This window comes from Pseudomonas mediterranea CFBP 5447, from assembly GCF_000774145.1.
Classification (GTDB): Bacteria; Pseudomonadota; Gammaproteobacteria; order Pseudomonadales; family Pseudomonadaceae; genus Aquipseudomonas; species Aquipseudomonas mediterranea.
Genome location: NZ_KN322985.1, coordinates 498665 through 517767, shown reverse-complemented (window position 1 = coordinate 517767; position 19103 = coordinate 498665). Strand labels below are relative to the sequence as shown.

Here is a 19103-nt window from a genome sequence, read left to right as displayed (position 1 = left end):
GGGAAGCGGCCATGGGGCTTCAGGCACCTGAGGACGGAGTGGCCGATGGGCCTTGCCGTCGCTGAGTTGCATTATAGCGGTCCACCCGAAGAACACTATCGGGAAATATTTAGAGGGCGGATTGTTGTGTGTACCCATGTTTGCATGTGCAACTTATGGCAATTACGTTTCAAGCAATACCACCCGTGCCGATACCCTCGCGCCGTTCAAGGCGACAAGTTCAATATTGCAACCTCGTTGTTCAAAGTCAAATGTGCCTGACGTCGCTCTTCAAACTTATTGTCGGATTCGTTGAGCGCTCGGCCGATTTCCGCAGGCCGTTTCGTCGATTGCGATTATCGGCCCGGGGTTCGATAATCGCACGGTCTTGAGGGGCCAGCCCTTGTCGTTCCTCGGGCCGCCGTTTGTAATGACCGTCATTGCCGGGGAAGTACCAGACATGAACGACCAATTGCGCAACGCCTTTTCTTCAGTCGCGCCACCGATTGTTGCCTCACCGGCCAAACGGATCCAGGCCCTGACCGGCGACCCGGACTTCATGACGTCCCTGGCCCGCGGACTGGCCGTGGTCCAGGCGTTCCAGGAGCGCAAGCGGCACCTGACCATCGCTCAGATCAGCCATCGCACCGAAATCCCCCGTGCCGCCGTCAGGCGCTGCCTGCACACCTTGATCAAGCTCGGCTACGCCACCACCGACGGGCGCACCTATTCGCTGCTGCCCAAGGTGTTGACCCTCGGCCACGCCTATCTGTCGTCGACGCCGCTGGCAGTTTCTGCTCAGCCGTACCTGGATCGCATGAGCGAGCAGTTGCACGAGGCCTGCAACATGGCGACCCTCGAAGGCGACGACATTCTCTATATCGCCCGGTCGGCCACTACCCAGCGGCTGATTTCCGTGGACCTGTCCGTCGGTGGACGCCTGCCGGCCTATTGCACCTCCATGGGCAGGATTCTCCTGGCGGCCCTCGATGACGCGTCGTTGCGTGACTATCTCGATCATGCCGACCTGCAGGCCAAGACCAGCCGAACGTTGCACACCCCCGAGGCACTGCTCGAATGCCTGCAGCAGGTGCGATTGCAAGGCTGGTGCATCGTCGACCAGGAGTTGGAGCAGGGCCTGCGGGCCATTGCCGTTCCGGTCTACGATGCTTCTGGCCAGGTCGTGGCGGCGCTGAACGTCAGTACCCACGCCGGACGCGTCAGCCGCACGGAGCTGGAACAGCGGTTCCTGCCCAGCCTGCTGGGGGCCAGCCGGGACTTGAGCGCGCAGCTGTTCGCTTAAGCTGTTCGATAAACGCACAGAGACGTCTCGGGTCAATTGACGGTATTTATCCGGCCTCATTAATGTCGCGGCAGCGTCATCCGGCGTGATCGGGTCCGATCCGCCCGGCACAATAATAATGAGAGATACGATGAACCAGCCCCAGACCTCCGTAGGCCATTGCCTCGACGTGCAGTCCTTCATCAATGCGCAGCCCATTTCGCGCTACCAGTGGCGTGTGGTGATCCTCTGTTTCCTGATCGTTTTCCTCGATGGCCTCGACACGGCGGCCATGGGCTTCATTGCCCCGGCCCTGTCCCAGGATTGGGGCATCGATCGCGCCAGCCTCGGCCCGGTCATGAGCGCCGCGCTGATCGGCATGGTTTTCGGGGCACTGGGCTCAGGGCCGCTGGCTGACCGCTTCGGGCGAAAAGTCGTGCTGGTGGGCGCGGTCGTGCTGTTCGGTGCGTTCAGCCTGGCGTCGGCATACAGCGCCAATGTCGAGCAATTGCTGGTGCTGCGCTTCCTGACGGGGCTGGGTCTGGGCGCAGGGATGCCGAACGCCACCACCTTGCTGTCGGAATACACCCCGGAGCGCAAGAAATCCCTGTTGGTCACCAGCATGTTCTGTGGATTCAACCTGGGGATGGCCGGCGGCGGCTTCATCTCGGCCAAATTGATACCGGCGTTCGGTTGGCACAGCTTGCTGCTGATCGGTGGGATCCTGCCATTGATCCTGGCAGTGGTGCTGCTGTTCTGGCTGCCGGAGTCGGCGCGCTACCTGCTCGTGCGCAATCGTGGTACCGACAAGGTCCGCAAGGCCCTGGCGCCGATCGACCCGGCCACCATTGCCCAGGCCGCCAGCTTCAGTGTGCCCGAACAGAAAACCGTGAAGGCCCGGAACGTGCTCGCGGTGATCTTCTCCGGCACCTACAGCGCCGGTACGCTGCTGCTGTGGCTGACTTATTTCATGGGCCTAGTGATCGTTTACCTGTTGACCAGTTGGCTGCCGACGCTGATGCGCGACAGTGGCGCGAGCATGGAGCAGGCCGCTTTCATCGGCGCACTGTTCCAACTGGGTGGTGTGTTGAGCGCAGTGGGCGTGGGCTGGGCGATGGATCGGTTCAATCCCCACAAGGTCATCGGCTTTTTCTACTTGATGGCCGGGCTATTTGCCTACGCCGTAGGGCAGAGCCTGGGCCACATCACGGTGCTCGCGACGTTGGTGCTGGTGGCGGGCATGTGCGTCAACGGCGCGCAATCGGCGATGCCGTCCCTGGCGGCGCGTTTCTACCCGACCCAGGGCCGCGCCACGGGGGTGTCGTGGATGCTCGGCATCGGTCGGTTCGGTGCCATTCTCGGGGCCTGGATGGGGGCGACGCTGCTGGGCCTGGGCTGGAACTTCGAGCAGGTATTGACCGCCCTGGTCGTGCCCGCAGCGCTGGCGACCGCGGCAGTGGTGATCAAGGGCATGGTCAGCCATGCGGATGCGACCTGACTCGCTGACCTGAGTGACCCCCTGTCCCTCGCTCGGACGAGCGCTATCGCCAGACAGAGTAGCCAACTTACTGCCTGATACACCGCCATCGCGAGCAGGCTCGCTCCCACCCGGAATTAATTCCCCAAGTAAATCGATAGCCAAACAACAATCTGTTCGATAAACGAACACTCAGTCGATTATCGGATTGTTTGGGCTTTTCCCGCAGCTTACTCTTCAGTCACTCCGGCGCTGAACCTCGCGCCTTTTTCTTCATGTCGGTCCACTGGAAAACGGGAGCCTGCCCATGGCTGAAATCCTTTCGCTGCACGACGCGGTGAAGCAATTCGTCAACGACGGCGATACCGTCGCCCTCGAAGGCTTCACCCACTTGATTCCGACGGCGGCGGGTCATGAAATCATCCGTCAGGGCAAGAAAGACCTGACCCTGGTGCGGATGACCCCGGACCTGATCTATGACCAGTTGATCGGCGCAGGTTGTGCGCGCAAATTGATTTTCTCCTGGGGCGGCAACCCGGGCGTGGGTTCGCTGCACCGCTTACGCGATGCCGTGGAAAAGCAATGGCCACAACCCCTGGAGATCGAGGAGCACAGCCACGCCGACCTGGCCAACGCCTACGTCGCCGGGGCCTCCGGCCTGCCGTTCGCGGTGCTGCGGGCCTACGCCGGTTCCGACCTGCCGAAGGTCAATCCGCTGATCAAAAGCGTGACCTGCCCCTTTACCGGTGAAGTCCTGGCCGCGGTGCCTTCGGTACGTCCCGACATCACCGTGATCCACGCCCAGAAAGCCGACCGCAAGGGCAACGTGCTGCTGTGGGGCATTCTCGGCGTGCAGAAAGAGGCCGCCCTGGCCGCCAAGCGCTGCATCGTCACCGTGGAAGAGATCGTCGACGACCTGGACGCACCGATGAATGCCTGCGTCCTGCCGACCTGGGCCTTGAGCGCGGTCTGCCACGTGCCCGGAGGGGCTCATCCGTCCTACGCCCACGGCTACACCGAGCGCGACAATCGTTTCTACCAGGCGTGGGATGCCATCGCCCGGGACCGTGAGGCCTTTACCGCGTGGATCGACGAATACATCCACGGCACCCGGGATTTCAGTGAATTGCAGGCCAAACTGGCAGCCGCTTCGGAGGCGAAACAATGACGTACTCCACCAACGAAATGATGACCGTTGCCGCGGCCCGTCGATTGAAGAACAACGCCGTGTGCTTCGTCGGTATCGGCCTGCCATCGAAAGCGGCCAACCTGGCGCGGTTGACCTCGTCGCCGGATGTCGTGCTGATCTACGAGTCCGGCCCCATCGGCGCCAAGCCCAGCGTATTGCCGCTGTCCATTGGCGACGGCGAGCTGGCGGAAACGGCGGACACCGTCGTACCGACCGGTGAGATTTTCCGCTACTGGCTGCAGGGCGGGCGTATCGACGTCGGTTTCCTCGGCGCGGCCCAGGTCGACCGTTTCGGCAATATCAACACCACGGTGGTGGGCAATTACCATCAGCCAAAAGTCCGTCTGCCGGGCGCCGGCGGTGCACCGGAAATCGCCGGTTCCGCCAAGAGCGTGTTGATCATCCTCAAGCAGTCGGCGCGTTCGTTCGTCGATAAGCTGGACTTCATCACTTCGGTCGGTCACGGCGAGGGCGGCGATTCGCGCAAACGCCTGGGCCTGCCGGGTGCGGGGCCGATGGGTATCATCACCGACCTGTGCATCATGGAGCCGGAAGCCGGCACCCATGAATTCGTGGTCACTTCACTGCACCCCGGCGTGACCCGCGAGCAAGTCATTGCGGCCACCGGGTGGGCGATCCGTTTCGCCGACCAGGTGCACACCACCGCCGAGCCGACCGACGTGGAGCTGCGCGCACTGCGCGATCTGGAAGCTCGCACGGCGGCGGCCCACGGCCAGGCACCGGGAGAAGCCTGATGCGCGACGTTTATATCTGTGATGCGATTCGTACCCCCATCGGCCGCTTCGGCGGTGGTTTGGCCGCGGTGCGCGCCGATGACCTGGCGGCCGTGCCGATCAAGGCACTGATGGAGCGCAACCTGTCGGTGGACTGGAGTGCGGTGGACGAGGTGTTCCTCGGTTGCGCCAACCAGGCTGGCGAAGACAACCGCAACGTGGCGCGCATGGCGCTGTTGCTGGCGGGGTTGCCGGAGAGCATTCCCGGCGTGACCCTCAACCGCCTCTGCGCTTCGGGCATGGACGCCATCGGCACGGCATTTCGCGCCATCGCCAGCGGCGAAATGGAGCTGGCCATCGCCGGTGGCGTGGAATCGATGTCCCGCGCGCCGTTCGTGATGGGCAAGGCCGACGCGGCGTTTTCCCGCAACATGAAACTGGAAGACACCACCATTGGCTGGCGCTTCATCAACCCCTTGATGAAAGCCCAGTACGGCGTGGACGCGATGCCCCAGACCGCCGATAACGTGGCGGACGATTACGCGGTGTCCCGCGCCGACCAGGACGCGTTCGCCCTGCGCAGCCAGCAACGCACGGCGGCGGCCCAGGCCGCCGGATTTTTCGCCGAAGAAATCGTACCGGTGCGCATTGCCCACAAGAAAGGCGAAACCGTGGTCGAGCAGGACGAGCATCCCCGCGCCGATACCACGCTGGAAGCCCTGAACAAACTCAAGCCGGTCAACGGCCCGGACAAGACCGTCACCGCCGGCAACGCCTCGGGTGTGAATGACGGCGCGGCGGCGTTGATCCTGGCCTCGGCCGAAGCGGTGAAGAAACACGGCCTGACCCCTCGCGGCAAAGTGCTGGGCATGGCCAGTGCCGGCGTGGCGCCACGGGTGATGGGCATCGGCCCGGTGCCGGCGGTGCGCAAGTTGACGGAACGCCTGGGCCTGGCAGTCGCCGATTTCGACGTGATCGAACTCAATGAAGCGTTTGCCAGCCAGGGCCTGGCGGTGCTGCGCGAACTGGGGCTGGCGGACGATGCGCCGCAGGTCAACCCGAACGGCGGCGCCATCGCACTCGGCCATCCACTGGGCATGAGCGGGGCACGACTGGTGCTGACGGCGCTGCATCATCTGGAAAAGACCGGCGGCAAGAAAGGCCTGGCGACCATGTGTGTCGGCGTTGGCCAGGGCCTGGCATTGGCTATCGAGCGCGTCTGACGCGCCGTACTACTCATAAGAAACCGAGGAATGCTTCATGACTGACAAGCCTGGTTACCGTCGCCCCCAAGCGGGCACCCAGCCGGAGTACCTGCACCCGCCATATCAGTCCACCAACCTGCGCTCGCCGTCCAAACCGTTGGTGCATCTGCCTCACTCGCTGTCGGAAATCACCGGCCCGACCATCGGCGCCGACCGTGTGCAGGAGAACGACAACGACCTGACCGCCCAGCATGCCGGCGAACCCCTGGGGGAGCGGATCATTATTCACGGGCGTGTGCTGGATGAGAACGGCCATCCCGTGCCGGGCATCCTGGTTGAGATCTGGCAGGCCAACGCCGCCGGTCGCTACAACCATGACCGCGACAAACACGATGCGCCGCTGGACCCGAATTTCACCGGCACCGGTCGCGCCATCACCGATGCCGACGGCTGGTACCAGTTCCAGACCATCAAGCCCGGTGCCTACCCCTGGGGCAACCACCACAATGCCTGGCGCCCGGCGCATATCCATTTCTCGTTGTTCGGACCGAGCATCCTGACGCGCCTGGTGACGCAGATGTATTTCCCCGGCGACCCGCTGCTGGCCTACGATCCGATCTACAACTGCGTGCCGGACACCAGCGCCAAGGAGCGCCTGATCGCCAGCTTCGACCTGGAAAAAACCATCCCTCACTACGCCCTCGGTTATCGCTGGGACATCGTCTTGCGCGGCCGCGACGCCACGCCGATGGAGAAATAAGATGACGCTTACCGCCACCACGTCCCATACCGTTGGCCCTTACTATCACATCGGCCTGACCTGGCTGAACCGCGAAGACATGACCGTCGCCGAAACCCTCGGCCAGCGTGTGGCGATCACCGGGCAGGTGATCGACGGCAACGGCGAGTTCGTCAACGATGCGATGCTGGAGGTCTGGCAGGCCAACGCCGCCGGCAAATACGCCCACCCCGATGACGATCAGGACAAACCCCTGGACCCGAATTTCGAAGGGTTCGGCCGGGTGCCGGTGGACGCCGAGGGGCGCTTCCGGTTCACCACCATCAAGCCGGGCACCGTGCCGGGCCTGGGCGGCACAACCCAGGCACCGCACCTGGTAGTACTGGTCTTCGCCCGTGGCTTGGTCAAGCACCTGCTGACGCGTATCTACTTCGACGGCGAGCAGGCCAACGAAGCCGACCCGCTGCTGGCCTGCGTCCCCGAAGAACGCCGCGCCACCATTGTGAGCAAACCCGATGCGTCGGGCGTGTACCAGTGGAATGTGATTCTGCAGGGGACGGATGCCGAGACGGTGTTCTTCGATTATTGAAGAGCCCCTGTGGCCAGATACCTCAAGCTATCTAAATCACTGTGGCGAGGGACGAACGAGGGCGAGCCCTGCGTAGCAGTCGCAAACCTGGCAGCGGGGTCATCCTGGGCTTGCTGCGCAAGCCAGCGGGAGCAAGCTCCCTCGCCACAGCAAGCGGCAGGACCAAAGGAAGAATACGAACCCTGTGGGAGCGAGCCTGCTCGCGATGACGTCAGTACAGGCAGCGCCTGTCTGTGGAACGGGACTGTTACGAAGTGTGTCTAGACTTTGTCGATTCCCCAAGAGTGAATAACCCATGACCACCTTAACCAGCCACTACACCGGCGAAGAACGCAGCAAGCGCATCTTCGCCATCGTCGGCGCCTCCTCCGGCAACCTGGTCGAATGGTTCGACTTCTACGTCTACGCCTTCTGCGCGATCTATTTCGCGCCGGCGTTCTTCCCGTCCGACAACCCCACGGTGCAACTGGTCAACACCGCCGGGGTCTTCGCCGCCGGGTTCCTGATGCGGCCGATTGGCGGCTGGATTTTCGGCCGGGTGGCAGACCGCCACGGACGCAAGAATTCGATGATGATTTCGGTGCTGATGATGTGCTTCGGCTCGTTGCTCATCGCCTGCCTGCCCACCTACAAGGACATTGGCGTCTGGGCGCCGGTGTTGCTGTTGTTCGCCCGCTTGCTCCAGGGTTTGTCGGTGGGCGGTGAGTACGGCACCACCGCCACCTACATGAGCGAAGTCGCCCTCAAGGGCCAGCGCGGCTTCTTCGCGTCGTTCCAGTACGTGACGCTGATCGGCGGGCAGCTGCTGGCCGTGTCGCTGGTGGTGATCCTGCAACAGTTCCTGAACGAGGACGAACTGCGGGCCTATGGCTGGCGGATCCCCTTCGTGGTCGGCGCCGTGGCGGCCTTGATTTCCCTGTTCCTGCGCCGCTCCCTGAAGGAAACCAGCAGCAAGGAAATGCGCGAGAACAAGGACGCCGGCAGCATCGCCGCGCTGTTTCGCGACCACAAGGCCGCGTTCATCACCGTGCTGGGATACACCGCCGGCGGTTCGCTGATTTTCTATACGTTCACCACCTACATGCAGAAATACCTGGTGAACACGGCGGGTCTGCATGCCAAGACCGCCAGTTACATCATGACCGGCGCACTGTTTCTCTACATGTGCATGCAACCGCTGTTCGGCATGCTGGCGGACAAGATCGGCCGGCGTAACTCCATGCTCTGGTTCGGCGCGTTGGGTGCCTTGTGCACGGTGCCGATCCTGCTGACCCTCAAAAGCATCAGCAGTCCGTTCCTGGCGTTCGTCCTGATTACCCTGGCCCTGGCAATCGTCAGCTTCTACACCTCCATCAGCGGCCTGGTAAAAGCCGAAATGTTTCCACCCGAAGTGCGGGCCCTCGGGGTAGGGTTGGCCTACGCGGTGGCGAATGCGATTTTTGGCGGTTCGGCGGAGTACGTTGCCTTGAGCCTGAAAGCCCAGGGCATGGAAAATGCCTTCTACTGGTACGTCACGGTCATGATGGTGGTGGCGTTCCTGTTCAGCCTGCGCCTGCCGAAGCAACCGACGTATTTGCATCACGACCTTTGACACCCTAGGACTGTTTATGAACGAACGACCGGGCAATCAGCTGTTCGATGCCTACTTCACCGCCGGCGACATGCGCGAGGTGTTCTGCGATGCCGGCCGGGTGCAAGCCATGCTCGACGTCGAGGCGGCACTGGCCCGGGCCGAGGCGCGGGTAGGTCTGATCCCCCAGGACGCGGTGGCGCCCATCGAGGCTGCCTGTCATGCCCGGTTGTACGATTTTTCGGCATTGGGCGAAGCGATTGCCAGTGCCGGCAATTCGGCGATTCCGCTGGTCAAGGCACTGGGCAAACGTATTGCCAGCGTGGATCCCGAGGCTGAGCGTTACGTGCACCTGGGCGCCACCAGCCAGGACGTGATGGACAGCGGCCTGGTCCTGCAACTGCGCCAGGCACTGGAACTGATCGAAGGCGAGCTGGCGCAACTGGCCGCCATCCTGGCCCGCCAAGCCGAGCACTACGCCGCTACGCCGTTGGCCGGGCGCACCTGGTTGCAACATGCGACACCGGTGACCCTGGGCATGAAAATCGCCGGATGGCTGGGAGCGATCACCCGCAGCCGCCAGCGTCTGTCGGAGCTCAAGCCACGCTTGTTGGTGCTGCAATTCGGCGGCGCCTCCGGAACGCTTGCCGCATTGGGCGAACAGGCACTGCCTGTCGCTGAAGCCCTGGCGGCCGAGCTGCAACTGGGGCTGCCGGAACAGCCCTGGCACACCCAGCGCGACCGACTGGTGGAGTTCGGCTCGGTGCTGGGCCTGATTGCCGGCAGCCTGGGCAAGCTCGGCCGCGACGTCAGCCTGTTGATGCAGACCGAGGCCGGCGAAGCGTTCGAGCCGTCGGCACCGGGCAAGGGCGGTTCGTCGACCATGCCCCACAAGCGCAACCCGGTGGGCGCGGCGGTACTGATCGGCGCGGCGACACGGGTGCCTGGCTTGTTGTCGACGTTGTTCAGTGCGATGCCCCAGGAGCATGAGCGCAGCCTGGGCCTCTGGCATGCCGAATGGGAAACCCTGCCGGAAATCTGCTGCCTGGTGTCCGGCGCCCTGCAACAGGCGCGGCTGCTGGCCGATGGGCTGGAGGTGGATGCGGCGCGCATGGCCCGCAACCTCGAACTGACCCAGGGCCTGGTGCTGGCCGAAGCGGTGAGCATCGTCCTGGCCCAGCGTGTCGGACGGGACACCGCGCACCATCTGCTGGAGCAGTGCTGCAAGCGTGCCGTGGCCGAACAACGTCACCTGCGCGACGTGCTGGGAGACGAATCCCAGGTTTGCGCGCACCTGTCCGCTGCCGAACTCGATCATTTGCTCAACCCCGCCCATTACCTCGGCCAGGCCCAGACCTGGGTCGCCCGGGCGGTGGCCGAACACCTGGCTTTGAAGGCCTGAAAGGAGATTGTTGTGGGATTCGTCAAACTCGCCGACGGCGAACTGAACTATTGCTTTGACGGCCGGCCAGACGCGCCGGTGCTGGTGTTGTCCAACTCCCTGGGCACCGACCTGCACATGTGGGACGAGCAGATCGCGGCGTTCAGCGAGCACTTTCGCGTGCTGCGTTTCGACACCCGTGGTCACGGCCAGTCGCTGGTCACCGAAGGCCCCTACAGCATCGAGCAATTGGGCCGCGATGTGCTGGCGATGCTCGACGCGCTGGACATCGACAAGGTGCACTTCTGCGGGTTGTCCATGGGTGGTCTGATCGGCCAATGGCTGGGCATCAATGCCGGCGAGCGACTGCACAAGTTGGTGGTGTGCAACACTGCGGCCAAGATCGGTGATCCGTCGATGTGGAACCCGCGCATCGAAACCGTGCTGCGTGACGGCAAGGCGGCCATGGTGGCGCTGCGGGATGCTTCGATTGCCCGCTGGTTCACCCCGGACTTCGCCCAGGCCAACCCGGACACGGCGAGGAAAATCACCGACATGCTCGCCGCCACCTCGCCCCAGGGCTATGCAGCCAACTGCGCTGCCGTGCGCGATGCCGATTTCCGCGATCAATTGACATCGATCCGCGTGCCGCTGCTGGTGGTGGCCGGTACCGAAGATGCTGTGACGCCGCCGTCGGGCGGGCACTTTATCCAGGAGCGGGTCAGTGGGGCGCAGTACGCCGAGTTCCACGCCGCGCACCTGTCCAACGTCCAGGCCGGCGCTGCGTTCAGCGAGCAGGTGCTGGATTTCCTGCTTGATTCCAGCCGCGCCTGAGGAGCTTTCTGTGGACGAGAAACAACGTTACGACGAAGGCATGCAAGTCCGCCGCGCAGTGCTGGGCGATGCCCACGTTGATCGCAGCCTCAATGCCCTGACCGAGTTCAACAGCGAATTTCAGGAGATGATCACCCGTCACGCCTGGGGCGACATCTGGACCCGCCCGGGCCTGCCGCGCCACACCCGCAGCCTGATCACCCTCGCCATGCTGATCGGCATGAACCGCAACGAAGAACTCAAGCTGCACCTGCGCGCCGCCGCCAACAATGGTGTGAGCCGTGGCGAGATCAAGGAAGTGATCATGCAGAGCGCCATCTACTGCGGCATTCCTGCCGCCAACGCCACGTTCCACCTGGCCGAGTCGGTGTGGGACGAGTTGGGCGTCGAGTCCAGAGAGTAGGCTTATCGTAATCCCGGTGGGCTGAAGATGTTGAATGTGCCACCGCCATCGCGAGCAGGCTCGCTCCCACAGTGGTTCAGTGCAGTATGCAGATTCTGCGTACACCACAAATCCCCTGTGGGAGCGAGCCTGCTCGCGATAGCGGTGGGTCAGCCGCCATCTGAACGACTGACCCACCCCAGCCGCTTTACAACAAACTCATTGGATAGCTGACAATCAACCGGTTCTCATCGAACTCATTGGTGCTGAAATCCCTCCGCAACGTCGAGTTGCGCCATTTCACGTTGAGATTCTTCAACGCACCGCTCTGCACGGTGTACGCCAGTTCGCTTTCACGGCCCCATTCCTTACCGTCGTCCACCGTGGCGGTGTGCACGTTGTCGCCGCTGATGTAGCGGTTCATCAGGGTCAGGCCCAGCACGCCGACGGCGGCGAAGTTGAAGTCGTGGCGCACTTGCCAGGATTTTTCCCTGGCGTTGTCGTAGCTGGAGTTGTAGCTGTCGTTGGCCAGGGTGCCGCCGCTGGTGCCGTTGACGCGCATCCAGGCATCGTCGCCGCTGAGTTTCTGCAGGCCGACGTAGAAGGTGTTGCCCCCGTACTTGGCCGAGAGCATGGCGAAAGCGGTCTTGTTGTCCAGGTCGCCGGCCAGGGCGCTGCCGTTTTCCTTGCCGATGAAATAGCCGAGGTTGGCGCCCAGGGTCCAGTCGCCGATGGGCTGGCTGTGGGTCAGGTTGAAATACTGCTGCTGGTAGATGTCGCTCAGTTCCGCGTACCAGACGCCGACCTGGGTGCGTTTGTCGTTGAAGGCATATTCGCCGCCGCCGAAGTTGAAACGGTCGGAGGTGAAGGCCGGGCGGCCGTTCATGAACATGTCTTCCATGCTCGCATCGTTGCGCGGACTGTTGCCGCGGAACTGGCCGCCGTAGAGGCTCAGGCCGCTGATTTCGGTGGAGGTGACTTGGCCGCCGCGGAAGGTTTGCGGCAGGGAACGACCGTCGTCGGAACGCAGGATCGGCAACACCGGCATCCATTCGCCGACCTTCAATTCAGTCTTCGACACCTTGGCCTTGAGAGCCACCCCGAGGCGACCGAAGTCATCGGCCGGACGGCCGTCATCGTGGACCGGCAGTAACTGGGTGCCGGCGGTGCCTTTGCCGCCATCGAGCTTGATCGAGTACAGGCCCAGCACGTCCATGCCGAACCCCACCGTGCCCTGGGTGAAACCGGACTTGGCGTCGAGGATGAAGCTCTGGGTCCATTCCTCGGCCTTGCCCTGGGCGTTGTTCGGGTTGGTGAAGTTGCGGTTGAAGTAGAAGTTGCGCAGGTTGAGATTGACCTTCGCATCTTCGACAAACCCCGACTCTGCGGCCAGGACCGGCAGGGCGGAACCGGCCAGGGCAACGGCGATGAGGCTGGGGAACAAATGCTGTGTGGACTTCATGGACGTGTCTCTATTTTTCATGGACGAGAAGAACCGCTGCCGCAAACCTGGGTTGCAGACGAGACGGTAGAACCAACGGGTAAATGGCTGAGGATCAGCCGGGCGAGGCGGGGCGTGTGGTCATGGCGAGGAACCTGTCGTTCTTATTGTGTGCGAGGGATGGTGAAGGGCAGGCCGGGATCGCTTCAATTGGCGATTATCGGTTTTGGGCGATTATCGAACGGCAAAAACACACCTCGGTCCCACACAAATTTGGACACCCTCGAGCGAGCGCTATCGCCCGTCTCAGACAACACAGCCGTGCCTGGTCCTCCGCTATCGCGAGCAGGCTCGCTCCCACAGTGGATTGGGGCGTTCTCAAACCCAGCGTTTACCTCCAATCCCCGGTGGGAGCGAGCTTGCTCGCGATAGCGGTGGGTCAGCTCGCAACCGTGTTGAATGTGCCGACGCCTTCGCGGGCAAGCCCGCTCTCAGAGGGTTCGTGGACGGTCTGACAGATGCGTCGATTTTTCCGACAAGCTTTTAAGGTTGCCGCTCGGAAGCCGTGCCACTAGCCTTTTTATGTCGCTGCCCATTCAGCGACCGGGACTGCAAGCCCGCCGAATTTGTTAGGTGCCTAGCCGCGCCCCTATAATCCATGGCGTTTTCTGATGCCATCGTTTTATGGTGGCTGTGTGCGGGAGACCTTCGGGTCTGCCGAGGTTGCCTAACGACTCGGTCTTGCAGACCCGTACACAGCTGCCACCTATCATCTGCAAGTGATGCTGGCGGCTCTCATTTTCGTTAGGAGCACCATCATGATTAAAGAAACACCTAATCCCCCTGCGCCCGGTTCCACCTTCCCCTACAACGACCCAGATCCAGACAAGCTCCAAGAGGCAGCAGACCGGGCACTCGATTTCCATCTCGGCACCCACCCTGATTCCAAGCCCAAAAACTCAACTCAAGTTTTCACCGTCATCGATACCCTCGACACCGAGTCTCTGCTTGCGAATCTCAGCGAAACCCTGGCCTCGGCCAATGCCATGGTCAATGACCTGGCGTTTGATCTGGAAGGCTCGCGGCGGCATGTCGCATTGGGCGTGGCGCAGATGATTGAATTGAGTGAGCTACTGGCTAATCGTGCGTTGGATATCGTCGACCCGCGTTAGCCAAGTGAGGTTTATCCCCCAACTGGGCTGTAGGAGCAAAGCTTGCTCGCGATGCCAGTACCTCAGTTGATCACCGCGCTTTGGCTTTAGCTCTTGATCTTGATCTTGATCTTGATCTTGATCTTGATCTTGATCTTGAACGCCCCATTAACCACGCTGGCCGAACGCAGGCATTGCGCAGTGGGCATCCCGGCATGGATGCCGGGATAGCCGCGCTGGGCCATGGATGGCCCTTCGCGGCGGGCCCACGGAGCAATGCCGGAGTGAGGGAACACCTCGCCTTGGCGAGGTGCCGAGTGGTGGGGCCAGCGTTCTTTGCTTACTTTCTTTGGCGTTTGAAAGAAAGTAAGTCGCCGTCAGGGCGAAACCCTAAGCAGCCGTTACCGCAGCAATGGATATGTACTCGATCAGCTGACAGGCCGCCATCGCGAGCAAGCTCGCTCCCACACAACCCTGTAGAAACCCAAACAAAAAGCCCACCTCTCGGTGGGCTTCGTGTTTCAGCGTTCAAGCATCAATCAGAACAATTTCATCTTCGGCGCTTCTTCCTTCACCGGCTCGTTCTTGCCCGTCTCGGCATTCCACCCACCCCCCAGCGCCTTGTACAGATTGACCTCGCTGGTCAATTGCGCGAGGCGGTCGGTGATCAGCGACTGTTGGGCGCTGAACAGCTGGCGTTGGGCATCGAGGAAGGTCAGGTTGCTGTCGACACCAATGCGATAGCGACGCTCGGCCAGGCGATAGTAATCCTGGTTGGCGGCGACGAAGTCGGTCTGGGCCTGCAACTGCTCGTTGTAGGTCTGGCGTGCCGCCAGGCCGTCGGAGACTTCCTGGAATGCCGTCTGAATCGACTTCTCGTACTGCGCGACGTTGATGTCTTTCTGGATCTTGGCGTAATCCAGGCTCGCCCGCAGGCTGCCGGCGTTGAAGATCGGCAGGTTGATCTGCGGGGCGAAGGTCCAGGTACCCGAACCGCCCTTGAACAGGCCGGACAGGTCCGGGCTCAGCGTGCCGGCGTTGGCCGTCAGGCTGATGCTCGGGAAGAACGCGGCCCGCGCGGCGCCGATGTTGGCGTTGGCGGCAAGCAGGTTGTGTTCGGCCTGGAGAATGTCCGGACGACGTTGCAGCAAGTCCGACGGCAACCCGGCCGGCACTTCGCTGAGCAGGTCGTTGCTCAGTGGTTGCGTGTTCAGGTTGGCCGGCAGGCCGGTGCCCAGCAGCAGGGTCAGGTTGTTTTCGTCCTGGGCCACCTGGCGGGTGTAGCGGGCCAGTTGCACACGGGCGTTTTCCACCGCCGTGCGCGCCTGGCTCAGGTCAAGCGCCGAGGCGACGCCGACATCGGCGCTGCGGGTGGTCAGCTTGAGGCTCTGCTCGTAGGTCCCCAGGGTTTCCTGGGTCAGCTTGAGCAGTTCCTTGTCGGCCTGCCAGGTCAGGTAGGCGTTGGCGACGCTGGCCACCAGGCTGATCTGGGTACTGCGGCGGGCTTCCTCGGTGGCGAAGTAGCTTTGCAGCGCTTGCTCGCTCAGGCTGCGAACCCGGCCGAACAGGTCCAGTTCATAGGCACTGATGCCCAGGGTGGCCGAGTAGGAGCTGCTGATGGCTGCTTGTCCGGTCTGCGAGGCCCGTGCCGGTACCCGCTGGCGGCTGCCCGAACCGGTGGCCGAGACCGCCGGGAACAGGTCCGCGCGCTGGATGTTGTACTGCGCGGCGTAGGCATCGATGTTCAGCGCCGCGACGCGCAGGTCGCGGTTGTTTTCCAGGGCGACCTGGATCAGCTGTTGCAGGGCCGGGTCATGGAAGAACTGCTTCCAGCCCTGTTCCGCGGCCGCCTGGCCGGCCGCCTTGGCCGGCTCGTAGGCCGGACCTTGGGGGTATTGTGCCGCGACCGGTGCTTCGGGCCGCTGATAGTCGGGGATCAGCGAGCAGCCGCTGAGCACGACGGCGGCGATGGTCAGAGAGAGTAACGACTTGCTCATTGCCCAGCCTCTTTAATGGTTTCAGGGGTGTCGTCCTTTTTGCGACGACCTATCGACGAAACGGCCACGAAGAACAGCGGCACCCAGAAGATCGCCAGGACGGTGGCGGTGATCATCCCGCCGATCACCACGGTGCCGATGGCATGTTGGCTACCCGAGCCGGCACCTGTGGAAATTGCCAAGGGCACCACGCCGAGGATAAACGCGAGCGAGGTCATGATGATCGGCCGCAGTCGCATCCGGCAAGCCTCGATGGCCGCCTCTTGCAGGCTCTTGCCGTGCTCATGCAGTTCCTTGGCGAACTCGACGATCAGGATGGCGTTCTTCGCGACCAGGCCGATGGTGGTCAACAGACCGACCAGAAAGTACACGTCATTGGAAAGCCCGCGCAAGCTGGTCGCCATCAACGCACCGATGATCCCCAGCGGCACCACGAGCACGATCGCAATCGGGATCGACCAGCTCTCATACAGCGCCGCCAGGCAGAGAAACACCATCAGGATCGACAGGGCGAACAGCGCCGGCATCTGGGAGCCTGCCAGTCGTTCTTCATACGACAGGCCGGTCCAGGAAATACCGACACCGGCCGGCAGCTTCTTGGCGATGGCCTCGACTTCGGCCATGGCTTCACCGGTGGAGTAGCCGGGAGCCGGAGTGCCGAGCACTTCCATCGCTTCCACGCCGTTGTAACGGGACAACTTCGGCGAGCCATAGACCCACTCGCCCTTGGCGAAGGCGGTGAACGGCACCATGGTTCCCGCGCTGTTGCGCACGTACCATTTCTGCAGGTCTTCGGGGCTCATGCGAGCGCCTGCCTGTCCCTGGACATACACCTTCTTCACCCGACCACGGTCGATGAAGTCGTTGACGTAGCTACTGCCCAGGGCAATCGACAAGGTGTTGTTGATGTCCGAAATGGTCACGCCGAGGGCGCTGGCCTTCTCGTCATCGATTTCCAGCTGGTATTGCGGCTCGTCGTTCAGGCCGTTCGGACGCACCTGGGCCAGTACCTTGCTTTGGGACGCCATGCCCAGGAACTGGTTACGCGCTTCCATCAACTTCTGATGGCCGACGCCGGCACGGTCCTGCAGGAACACGTCGAAACCTGTGGCGTTACCCAGTTCCAGCACCGCCGGAGGGGCAAAGGCGAACACCATGGCGTCGCGGAAGGTGAAGAAGTGCTGCTGGGCGCGGGCGGAGATCTTGAACACGCTGTTGTCGGCGTTACGCTCTTCCCACGGCTTGAGCATGATGAACGCCATGCCCGAGCTCTGGCCGCGGCCGGCGAAGTTGAAGCCGGTCACGGTGAACACCGAGGCCACGCCATCGCCTTCACCGCCATCCTTGCCTGGACGCAGCAGGTACTCACGCATCTTGTCCACCACCACCTGGGTGCGCTGGGCGCTGGACCCGGCTGGCGTCTGGACCTGGGCAAACAGCACCCCCTGGTCTTCCTCGGGGAGGAAAGAGGCCGGAATACGCATGAACAGCCAGATCATACCGACGACGATAATCAGGTAGACCAGCAGGTACGGTGCTTTATGGCGCAGGATATTGCCGACACCCCGCTCGTAGCTTTGCACGCTGCGGTCGAAGTTGCGGTTGAACCAGCCGAAGAACCCACGTTTCTCCACGCCATGGTCACCCTTGGCAATGGGTTTGAGCATGGTTGCGCAGAGCGCCGGGGTGAAGATCAGCGCCACCAGTACCGACAGGGCCATGGCCGAGACGATGGTGATGGAGAACTGTTTATAGATCACACCGGTGGAGCCGCCGAAGAACGCCATCGGCAGCAGTACCGCCGAAAGCACCAGGGCGATACCCACCAGGGCACCCTGGATCTGGCCCATGGATTTTTTCGTCGCCTCCTTGGGTGACAGGCCTTCCTCGCTCATCACCCGTTCGACGTTTTCCACCACGACGATGGCGTCGTCCACCAGCAAGCCGATGGCGAGCACCATGCCGAACATGGTCAGGGTGTTGATGCTGAAGCCGAACGCCGCGAGGATCCCGAACGTACCCAGCAGTACAACCGGCACGGTCATCGTGGTGATGATGGTGGCGCGGAAGTTCTGCAGGAACAGGAACATCACCAGGAACACCAGGGCGACCGCTTCCACCAGGGTTTCCACCACGCCCTTGATCGACTCGCTCACCACTGGCGTGGTGTCGTAGGGGAACACCACTTCCATGCCTTGCGGGAAGAACGGCTTGAGGTCGTTGATGGTCTTGCGCAGGGCCTTGGCCGTGTCGAGGGCGTTGGCACCGTTGGCCAGTTTGACGGCCAGGCCCGAAGCCGGGGCGCCGTTGAACTGGGCACTGATGCTGTAGTTCTCGCCACCCAGGCCGACATCGGCGACGTCACCGACGCGCACTTGCGAGCCATCCGGGTTGACCTTGAGCAGAATTGCCTTGAACTGTTCGGCGGTCTGCAGGCGGGTCTTGCCGATGATGGTGGCGTTCAGTTGCTGGCCGGGCAGGGCAGGCAGGCCGCCGAGCTGGCCGGAGGACACCTGGACGTTCTGCGCGGCGATGGCGGTTTTGACGTCCACCGGGGTCAGCGCATAGTTGTTCAGCTTGGCCGGGTCGAGCCAGATCCGCATCGCGTACTGGGCGCCGAAGACCTGGAAGTCACCGACACCGGCCGTGCGCGAAATCGGGTCCTGCATGTTGGACACGATGTAGTTGGACAGGTCGTCCTTGGTCATGCTGCCGTCGCGCGATACGACGCCGATCACCATCAGGAAGTTCTTCACTGACTTGGTCACGCGGATACCCTGCTGCTGCACTTCTTGCGGCAGCAACGGGGTGGCCAGGTTCAGCTTGTTCTGGACCTGGACCTGCGCGGTATCGGAGTTGGTACCCTGCTCGAAGGTCGCGGTGATGGTCATGCTGCCGTCGGAGTTACTTTCCGAGGACACATAACGCAGGTTGTCGATACCGTTGAGCTGCTGCTCGATCACCTGGACCACGGTGTCCTGCACGGTTTGCGCGGACGCACCCGGGTAGGTGACCTGGATCGCGATGGCCGGCGGCGCGATGCTCGGGTACTGGTTGATCGGCAACTTGAGGATCGATAGAGCCCCGACCAGCATGATCACCAGGGCGATCACCCAGGCGAAGATCGGACGGTCGATAAAGAATTTCGACATG

16 protein-coding genes are annotated in these 19103 nt (G+C 62.6%); 12 read left to right on the top strand and 4 right to left on the bottom strand.

The genetic code is table 11. The features are described 5' to 3' along the window. The first annotated feature begins 439 nt into the window (after positions 1-439). From pcaR to pcaC, 11 genes are all read left to right on the top strand, one after another. Positions 440-1282: a pca regulon transcriptional regulator PcaR gene (pcaR, locus tag N005_RS14600; protein WP_047701834.1), complete on the top strand. Its 843-nt coding sequence runs from the start codon at positions 440-442 to the stop codon at positions 1280-1282. A 130-nt stretch (positions 1283-1412) separates the two neighbouring features. After that, a complete protein-coding gene (gene pcaK, locus N005_RS14595; protein WP_047701833.1) occupies positions 1413-2759 on the top strand; it encodes a 4-hydroxybenzoate transporter PcaK in 1347 nt (448 codons plus the stop codon). 286 nt (positions 2760-3045) lie between these two features. Beyond that, positions 3046-3906, top strand: coding sequence for a CoA transferase subunit A (locus N005_RS14590; RefSeq protein ID WP_047701832.1), 861 nt, complete (start codon positions 3046-3048; stop codon positions 3904-3906). Beyond that, positions 3903-4682, top strand: a complete 780-nt coding sequence (locus N005_RS14585; RefSeq protein ID WP_047701831.1) for a CoA-transferase subunit beta — start codon at positions 3903-3905, stop codon at positions 4680-4682. The genes N005_RS14590 and N005_RS14585 overlap by 4 nt, the downstream gene beginning before the upstream one ends. After that, complete coding sequence (gene pcaF, locus N005_RS14580; protein WP_193754059.1) at positions 4679-5884, top strand: 3-oxoadipyl-CoA thiolase; 1206 nt, start codon at positions 4679-4681, stop codon at positions 5882-5884. The genes N005_RS14585 and pcaF overlap by 4 nt, the downstream gene beginning before the upstream one ends. Positions 5885-5921: 37 nt before the next feature. Then, on the top strand, positions 5922-6626 hold the full coding sequence (gene pcaH / locus N005_RS14575; RefSeq protein ID WP_047701829.1) for a protocatechuate 3,4-dioxygenase subunit beta: 705 nt from the start codon (positions 5922-5924) through the stop codon (positions 6624-6626). Position 6627: 1 nt separating this feature from the next. Beyond that, positions 6628-7194: a protocatechuate 3,4-dioxygenase subunit alpha gene (gene pcaG, locus N005_RS14570; RefSeq protein ID WP_047701828.1), complete on the top strand. Its 567-nt coding sequence runs from the start codon at positions 6628-6630 to the stop codon at positions 7192-7194. A 295-nt stretch (positions 7195-7489) separates the two neighbouring features. After that, positions 7490-8785, top strand: coding sequence for an MFS family transporter (locus N005_RS14565; RefSeq protein WP_047701827.1), 1296 nt, complete (start codon positions 7490-7492; stop codon positions 8783-8785). Positions 8786-8801: 16 nt separating this feature from the next. Beyond that, positions 8802-10166: a 3-carboxy-cis,cis-muconate cycloisomerase gene (locus N005_RS14560; protein ID WP_047701826.1), complete on the top strand. Its 1365-nt coding sequence runs from the start codon at positions 8802-8804 to the stop codon at positions 10164-10166. Between the two features lie 12 nt (positions 10167-10178). Beyond that, on the top strand, positions 10179-10979 hold the full coding sequence (pcaD, locus tag N005_RS14555; protein ID WP_047701825.1) for a 3-oxoadipate enol-lactonase: 801 nt from the start codon (positions 10179-10181) through the stop codon (positions 10977-10979). Positions 10980-10989: 10 nt separating this feature from the next. Beyond that, entirely contained in the window at positions 10990-11382 is a 393-nt protein-coding gene (gene pcaC, locus N005_RS14550) for a 4-carboxymuconolactone decarboxylase (protein WP_047701824.1), read from the top strand. A 187-nt stretch (positions 11383-11569) separates the two neighbouring features. Here pcaC and N005_RS14545 read toward each other — a convergent pair whose 3' ends face one another. Continuing rightward, the gene (locus N005_RS14545; protein ID WP_047701823.1) at positions 11570-12823 is read right to left on the bottom strand and encodes an OprD family porin; all 1254 of its coding nucleotides are present in this window, start codon (positions 12821-12823) and stop codon (positions 11570-11572) included. Between the two features lie 797 nt (positions 12824-13620). Between N005_RS14545 and N005_RS14535 the strand changes: the two genes are divergently transcribed. Then, entirely contained in the window at positions 13621-13974 is a 354-nt protein-coding gene (locus tag N005_RS14535; RefSeq protein WP_047701821.1) for a DUF6124 family protein, read from the top strand. A gap of 86 nt (positions 13975-14060) precedes the next feature. On the opposite strand, the gene N005_RS29455 is transcribed toward N005_RS14535, so the two are convergent. The 3 genes from N005_RS29455 to emhB all read right to left on the bottom strand — a co-directional run bounded on the left by N005_RS29455 (position 14061) and on the right by emhB (position 19102). Continuing rightward, positions 14061-14198, bottom strand: coding sequence for a hypothetical protein (locus N005_RS29455; RefSeq protein WP_047701820.1), 138 nt, complete (start codon positions 14196-14198; stop codon positions 14061-14063). A gap of 294 nt (positions 14199-14492) precedes the next feature. Further along, a complete protein-coding gene (adeC, locus tag N005_RS14525) occupies positions 14493-15950 on the bottom strand; it encodes an AdeC/AdeK/OprM family multidrug efflux complex outer membrane factor (RefSeq protein ID WP_047701819.1) in 1458 nt (485 codons plus the stop codon). Then, on the bottom strand, positions 15947-19102 hold the full coding sequence (gene emhB / locus N005_RS14520; protein WP_047701818.1) for an efflux RND transporter permease subunit EmhB: 3156 nt from the start codon (positions 19100-19102) through the stop codon (positions 15947-15949). The genes adeC and emhB overlap by 4 nt, the downstream gene beginning before the upstream one ends. Position 19103 lies beyond the last annotated feature (1 nt).